Annotated in this window: 7 protein-coding genes; 3 read left to right on the top strand and 4 right to left on the bottom strand. The window is 66.6% G+C overall.

Annotated features, from left to right (window positions below; genetic code table 11):
• Nucleotides 1-43: 43 nt before the first annotated feature.
• The 3 genes from GH664_RS23850 to tnpB all read right to left on the bottom strand — a co-directional run bounded on the left by GH664_RS23850 (nt 44) and on the right by tnpB (nt 2,507).
• Nucleotides 44-553 carry a hypothetical protein gene (locus tag GH664_RS23850; protein ID WP_096453071.1) on the bottom strand — a complete coding sequence of 170 codons (510 nt, stop codon included), beginning with the start codon at nt 551-553 and terminating at the stop codon, nt 44-46.
• Entirely contained in the window at nt 553-2,106 is a 1,554-nt protein-coding gene (locus GH664_RS23845; protein ID WP_194270474.1) for an IS66 family transposase, read from the bottom strand. Before GH664_RS23845 ends, GH664_RS23850 begins: the two co-directional genes overlap by 1 nt.
• A gap of 71 nt (nt 2,107-2,177) precedes the next feature.
• Complete coding sequence (gene tnpB, locus GH664_RS23840; RefSeq protein ID WP_256219483.1) at nt 2,178-2,507, bottom strand: IS66 family insertion sequence element accessory protein TnpB; 330 nt, start codon at nt 2,505-2,507, stop codon at nt 2,178-2,180.
• Between the two features lie 17 nt (nt 2,508-2,524).
• Between tnpB and GH664_RS23835 the strand changes: the two genes are divergently transcribed.
• Nucleotides 2,525-2,812 carry an RES family NAD+ phosphorylase gene (locus tag GH664_RS23835; RefSeq protein ID WP_096453069.1) on the top strand — a complete coding sequence of 96 codons (288 nt, stop codon included), beginning with the start codon at nt 2,525-2,527 and terminating at the stop codon, nt 2,810-2,812.
• Between the two features lie 23 nt (nt 2,813-2,835).
• On the opposite strand, the gene GH664_RS23830 is transcribed toward GH664_RS23835, so the two are convergent.
• Nucleotides 2,836-4,974 (bottom strand): NAD(P)/FAD-dependent oxidoreductase, encoded by a 2,139-nt coding sequence (locus tag GH664_RS23830; RefSeq protein WP_194270375.1) that lies wholly within the window; start codon nt 4,972-4,974, stop codon nt 2,836-2,838.
• A 133-nt stretch (nt 4,975-5,107) separates the two neighbouring features.
• Between GH664_RS23830 and GH664_RS23825 the strand changes: the two genes are divergently transcribed.
• A complete protein-coding gene (locus tag GH664_RS23825; protein WP_194270374.1) occupies nt 5,108-5,725 on the top strand; it encodes a TetR/AcrR family transcriptional regulator in 618 nt (205 codons plus the stop codon).
• 234 nt (nt 5,726-5,959) lie between these two features.
• A complete protein-coding gene (locus GH664_RS23820) occupies nt 5,960-7,036 on the top strand; it encodes a ParA family protein (protein WP_096453065.1) in 1,077 nt (358 codons plus the stop codon).
• Nucleotide 7,037 lies beyond the last annotated feature (1 nt).

The following is a 7,037-nucleotide window of genomic DNA, read 5'->3' as shown; positions in this document are numbered from 1 at the left end:
GTAACCGTCCGAGCAACCCCGCCCCCCGGCGGAGCGGAGGGCTTCAAAGGTCGACGACGTGCCTGAGCAGTCCGAACGACACGCGCCAGCCGAGCTCGTTTTCGCAGTCGACGCTGGCCGTCTTCTGGTTGATGCGCACGATGGTGCCGATGCGCGTCTGCAGGTGGCGGTCCTCGAAGCTGACGCGGTCGCCGACGCGGAAGTCTTCGCGGGTGGGGCGGTGGGCGGGCTTGGCTGTTGACACCTGAGGCGCGGCGCGGCTGTCGGCAGGGAGCTCGATCGCTGCGTAGGGCAGCGTCCAGGTCGCACGGGTGGCGTCGTCCTGCACCGTGACCTGAGTGTCCTTCATCGCCACCACGGTGCCGCTGCGCAGTTGCAGCGCGGCGCCCGGTGCTTTCCCGTCCACGAAGCGCACCCGTTGTCCCAGGTGCAGATGCAGCCGGATCTGCACGATCCGCGACGGATCCGACATCAGGCGCTCGATCACGCGCGACAGGTGGAACAGTTCGAGCGAGCTTGCGCGGTTGAGGGCTTCGAGGGTGGCGGGATCCATCAGGGCGCAGGCTTCCAGTTCATCGGCAGCAGTTCGTCGAGCCGGTCCATACGGTGGCCGGGCAGGCGCGTGAGCACATCCTTCAGGTAGGCGTAGGGCTCAATGCCGTTCAACCGCGCCGTCTCGATCAGCGAGAGTGCCACGGCAGCGGCCCGTCCGCCACGTGGACTTCCGGCAAACAGCCAGTTCTTCCTCGAGATCGCCACCGGGCGCATCGCCCGCTCGGCGGTATTGTTGTCCGGCGCGAGCAGGCCGCTGTCGGCAAACACGGTGAGCGCTGTCCAGTTCGACAGCGCGTAGGCAAACGCACGTCCCAGCGGCGAGCGCGGCTGCAGCGTCGGCTGGTGATGGGTGAGCCAGCGGTGGAACGCGGCCAGCACACGTCGGGTGCGCCCTTGGCGCACACGCAGGCGCACGTCCGGGTCGGCCTCGGCCAGGCGACGCTCGATGCGGTAGATCAGCCCGATGAAGCGCAACGCGTCATCGGCCAGCCCCGGCGGCGCCCCCTTGGGGGCGGCCTTGAGCACATCGAAGAACTTGCGCCGCACATGCGCCCAGCACGCCACATGGGTGACGTCCTCGCGGAAGCTGGCGTGGTAGCCGCTGTAGTCGTCGGCCTGCAGGTAGCCGCGCCACGCGCCCAGGATCCGGCGCGGGTGCGTCCCGGATCGATCGGCCGTGAAGTCGTAGAGTGCGGCCGGGGCCACCTGCTGCCACTGGCCCCCATCGTCCTTCTGCTGCCCGCCGGCCAGATACACCCACATCCGGGCGGTGATCGTCTTGCCCGGGGCCTGAAGGGACAGCGTGGTGTCGTCGGTGAAGATCACCGGGCTCGCGAGTACGTGGCGCTGCAGGGCGGGCATCAACACGGCGAGCAACTCGGTCGCATCGAGCACCCAGTCGCACAGGGTCTGACGCGACAGAGCGACGCCTTGGCGCGCGAAGATCCGCGACTGGCGCGCCAGCGGGCAGTGATCGAGGTACTTCGAGACCATCACGTGGGCGAGCAGCCCGGCACCGGCGTTGCTCCTGGGCAGCGGCGAACCCTGGGCGGTGGCGGTGCGCACGGTACTGCGACCGTCGGCGCTCTCGCAGCGGTACTTCAGGCGCACGTTCTGGATCACCTCCAGGCGGGCGGGAATGTACTCGAGCAACTCCGAGACCTCCTCGCCGATGCGCTCGAGCGCGGCGTAGCCGGCCTTCTCGACATCGGAGAGGTCGTGCTCGACGCGCCGGCGCGGCAGATCCGGGCTGATCGCCGGCCGCCCGCCCTTGCGCCGGGTGTGGGCGCCGACCTCGCGACGCTCCTCACTCGGTACGGGGATCTGTACCGGGTCGGACCACAGTTCTGCCTGGCCGAGGTGGATCACCTCGCTGCGGGGCCCGAACAGGCGCCGCCGCAACTCGACCAGCTGGTGACGCAGGGTGTCCAGTTGCGCGTCAAACTGCGCACGCATCGCCTGCACCTGCTGCCCCAGTTTGAGCACCAGATCCTGCAGCGGAACCACCTCCTTAGGCAGGCTGGCGCGATCGATCGGGACAGGCAGGTTCATGGGGCCAAGCATGCCCGTGCAGGCCGTCTCGGTGAATGCGGTGAATCACCGATTGCCCGTGCGGCCGACATTCACCCCACGACGCTGGCCGCCACCGGCGCCAGGCGGCGCGTTCGCGACAGATCGATGCCATCGAGCCAGGCGAGCAACTCGCTCATCGCCAGGCCCTCAGCCGACAGCCGCGCGGGGTCGGTGAAACGCCCGCGCTCCAGGCGCTTGTAAAGCACCCAGAACCCATGACGGTCCCACACCAGGAGCTTGGCCTTGTCGCGGCGCCGGCCGATGAACACGAACACCTGACCCGAGAGCGGGTTCATGCCCATGCAGCGCGACACGATCTGCGCGAGCCCATCGATCGACTTCCTCATGTCCACCGCCTCGCTATAGACGTGGGCGCGGATCGCCGAGGACAGGATGATTGTCGCGCCCTATCGATCTGCGTCAGCTCCACCAGGGGGCGCCGTGGGACGAGCTATGGCATGACTGGCGCACACTCAAATTCGAGCTGCACATCGTGCCCCCGACCTGGGTTCTCGCGGACATAGTGCTGGCCAATGGCTACACCGGCATCCTCTTTCCGAGCCAGGCGCACGAGGGCGGCACGAACCTCGTCGTATACCCGGAACAGCCCAAGAGCGGCAACGCAGTCATCGTGAATGACCCTGACGGGCGACTCCCACACGACCAGACCGGTTGGGCGCGCTGAATGATCGGCATCATGGCTGCACCTCATGCCGCGGTGCGCGCAAGCAGCCCCGGCACGAGGGCTTCGGCAGCAAAGGCGCCGGAGATCACCACCGCCTCGATCCCTGCCCCATGCGTGGCCGCACCCGCCACCACGAGATTGCGTACCGCCGACTTGGTGGGAATCATCCCATCGCTGCGGGTGCCATAGATGCCGCCTCCACTCGTCCACGCATAGCGCTGGAAGGTGAGCGGGCTGGCGTCGGTGCGAAACAGAATGCGCTGCTCCAGATCGGGGATCGCCAGGCGTGCGAGCGCGATGAGGCGGTCGCCGGCGGCCTGCTTTCTTGCAAGATAGGGCGCCGAGCGGCGGTAGGCACGGTGGTCGTGATCTTCCGTGAGATTGCCGTCGGTCGAAGCGTCGGCAAACCATGTGTGTGCCTCGTCCGGCCGCATCAAGGCCAGCAGCTCGACGGTGGAATAGCCGGCGGGCGCGCAGCCCGGATCTACCCGGGAGGGGATGACGATGGACACGGCACCGCTCGCGTCGGCCACATGCACGACCGGCGGCATGTCCAGCGTGCCCTTGACCGCAAGGTTCACGCCAATCGCCGAACAGCTCGCCTGGAGATGTGCCTCGGCGATGCGTGCTTCCGGAGGGGCGTCGTCCTGGGGAAGCAGCCGGGTCAGGCTCTGACGCAGGTCGGCATTGGTGACCACCGCTCGCGCCCGCACGGTCTGCTCGGGGCCGTTGCGTCTGCGCACGACGACACCGGTCGCGGTGCCCTGCGCGGTGACGATGCGCGTCACCGCGGTGCGCAGGTGGACGCGCCCGCCGCGCGCCTCGATGGCCTCGACCAGCCGCTGCGCGATCAGGCCCGAACCGCCGAGCGGGTAGTAGCCGCCGTTGAAGTAGTAGCCGAAGAGGGGGACGAAGTCGCGCACCCGAAGGCGGGTGATGTCGTCGCTGAGGTAGCCCGCCAAGGCGCAGACCCAGGCCTGCACCGCAGGGTCACGCAGATGGTGCGCGACGAGATCCTGCCAGGGCCGGTCCAGCCAGGTGACCGCCAGCGGATGACGCCGGGCGAACGCGAGCAGGGCCTGCGGCGTCCCCGGCGTGCCGGGAATGCCGCCGCGTTCGGCAGCGGTCGAGAACATCGCCTCGTGGATGGCATGGATGTCGGCGAACAGCGCGCGCAGGCCAGCCGCCTCGTGTGGAAACTCGGCCGCGAGCCGTTCGACCCAGGCCCGCCAGTCGCGCGGCACGTCGATCGCACGGCCATCGAACACATAACGATGGTCCAGCCGGACCCATTCGTCCTCGTGCGCGATTCCCAGACGTTCGAACACGCTACGCACGGTGCCGCCCGGGTGCCAGCCCGACACGTCATGCACGCCGGCGTCGAACCGGAACGCCAGCGATGCGCCATTTTCCGGGTCGCACGCGCGGGCGCGCCGCAGCCAGGTATGGGCGAAGCCGCCGGGCACCTCATGCTGTTCGAACACCTCCACCCGCAGTCCGGCATCCGCCAGCAGGGCGGCCGCGGTGAGACCGCCGATGCCGGCGCCGATCACGGCCACGTCGACCACCTCCCCTGCGGCAGCAGAGGAGGCGTGCAGGTCGGGGGACGGCCAGGCGTGGCGCGTGTCGCCCGCCGCCATGCGGCGCAATCCGCGCGCAACGAGCAGCCTGGGCAGCACGATGGAGGCCACCGCGCCGGCGGCGACCGCGAGCCAGTGCGCGAGAGCCGGCAGCGCGAGCCACGTAGCCACCGCGAGCCAGGCGAACAGCGCTCCCCAGAGGGCCGAGATCGCCGTGTTGATGGAAATGAACAAGGGGGTCGCGCTTGCGCCGCCAAACTCGGCCGCCGAAAACCCGGCTGTCCATGGACGCCCGTGCAGGATGCTGACGGTGGCGCCAGCGGCAAGGCTGCCCATCACGAGGCTGACCGTCCGCCCCGGATCGAGGGCTGTGACCGTCAGTGCGAGGATGGCAAGGGCAAAGCCGACCACCAGCGAGGCCTCGAACGGGGGTGGCGGTCGCAGGCCGCGTCTCAGGACGGACGCACCGAGGGTCCACACCAGGCCCGCGAGCGCGCCGGCGAACCCATGGCCTTGTGCGGTGGCGATCAGGAAAGCCGGCAGGGGCACGAGAAAAAGCTTGATGCGAAGAAAGGTCTTCATCGAACGCCTCCTGGGGCGGCCGTCGGACGGGCACATGGATCGGATGGGCCGCACATGGGCTTGGCGGGTTGTTTACACCGTAAACATAGACGTTGATGTTTACGTTGTAAACTCGATTCGCCATACTGCCCCGATGAATACGACGCTGACGCACGCCGAGACGGCGGGAACGGGTGATCTGCGCGAGCGGCTGGTGCTCGAGGCAACCACGATCCTGGAAGCGCAGGGCCTCGAGGCCCTGACGCTGCGCGCGGTGGCCGGTGCCGCGGGGGTATCGCACATGGCGCCCTACCGGCACTTCACCGACAAGGACAGCCTGCTGGCTGCGGTCGCCGAGCGCGGCTTCCGCGCCCTGTCGGCGGACATGGGCGCTGCCGCCACGGGGGAGAGCGAAACGGCCGCGCGACTGCGCGCCTTCGGCCTGACCTACCTCGACTTCGCCCGCCGCCGCCCGGCGCTCTATCGCCTGATGTTCGGCCCGACGCTGGCCGGGAAGCCACAGTTCGCCGGCCTCGCGCAGGCCGGCGGCGAGGCGTTCGCCCATTGCGCCCAGGCCGTTGCCACCCTCAAGCGCGAGCGGGGCGCAGCGCCGGGCGCGGATACCCAGGCGCTGGCGATCGCGACCTGGTCGCTGGTCCATGGCCTGGCGATGTTGCTCATCGACGGCCGGCTGCCGCTGCCAGACGATGCCCGTGCCCAGGACGCCTTGATCGGCGAGGTGCTGGCACTGCACGGCAAGGCCCTCGGGTGATGCTTACGTGGGTAGAACTGCCCGTCCGCTCATGTGCCAACGGTACCTCAATGATTCTTGAGAGCCTGTTACACGACCGAGGCCTGCAGTCCAAAACCCCGCCGACCCAGAACTTTTGTTGGGAAGCTTAAACCGGGGAAAAATAGTTTTTTTTGTCTTATATATAAAAAACTTGCTAACAACTTTCGCAACGAGTAGCCTTGCAAGCGTTGACAAGGTCTGATGCGGTGTTCTATGGCGCGCAAGGTTGATTTCAAGACATCGGTAGCAGTGATGCTCTCCGGACTGGATGTGCCGGCAAAGCGTCTGCAAGATCTTGTCGGCCGAGAAAAGCCGCCAGGGCAGCATCATATGCGCTACACACCGGCGGATCTTCGCTCCGCGCGCTATCGGTTTGCTGGTATCGATCCCACCAACATCCCGAAAAGTAAAGGCAAGCCAAAGACCGGGGCCATTCCTCCGATTATCATGACCCGAATGACGAAGGGGGGCGTCGGGAAGACGTCGATCTCGGTCAATGCTGCAACGGCGCTAGCGTTGATGGGGTATCGCGTTCTGGTGATTGACGCGGATCCGCAGGCGACCGCCTCGAACTTGCTGGGGGTCGAGTCCACCTTCGACACGACGATCAAACACATTGGGCACTTTCTGGTCAAGAAGTCTGCTGACCCGGATACCGATCTATCCGAGGCGATCGTTCACGTGTACGAGGGGGGGTTCCTCGACGTCATCCCGTCGGACATCACGCTTGCCGAGGCTGACGCGTCACTCGTCACGGCCATGGCGAGCCACGAACGCGCGCTGCTTTTCCTCAAGCGCAACGGCGCCTTTCTCTCAGAAAATTACGATGTCATCGTTGTGGATACAGCTCCGGGCACCACTCCGATCGGACTCGCATTCTCTTACGCAGCCAAAGAATCCGGGAAAGTCCTGACGGTCGTCGAACCAGAGGGAAGTTGTCTGCGCGCGCTTGATTCCCTGTCGTCAAACTTGGCTGAAATCGAGGCGATGACGGGTGCAAAGATTGGTCTCGAAGTCGTGATCAACAAGTATCACCCTCAGCTCAAGCATGTGCGTGAATCGATGGGTTTTCTGTACAGCAAGTACGGCACCATGCTGAACGACTCGATCGTCCCGACATTCAGCGGTTTCTCCCGCCAACTTAATCCGCAGACGCGCGAGGCCGTTCCACTTGTCGAATCCGATCCGAGTTCCGCAGGATCGATCGCGATCATCGATGTCGCGAAGAGCCTGATCCTGAGCTTCGGAATCACTCAACCCGGCTTGCCGAAAGTTGACACGGAGCGCTGAC

Origin of the sequence: Thauera sp. 2A1 (assembly GCF_009469595.2) — a bacterium.
Taxonomy (GTDB): Bacteria; Pseudomonadota; Gammaproteobacteria; order Burkholderiales; family Rhodocyclaceae; genus Thauera.
Note: the sequence above shows the minus strand (reverse complement) of the source record. Positions and strands in the feature narration are given on the sequence as shown.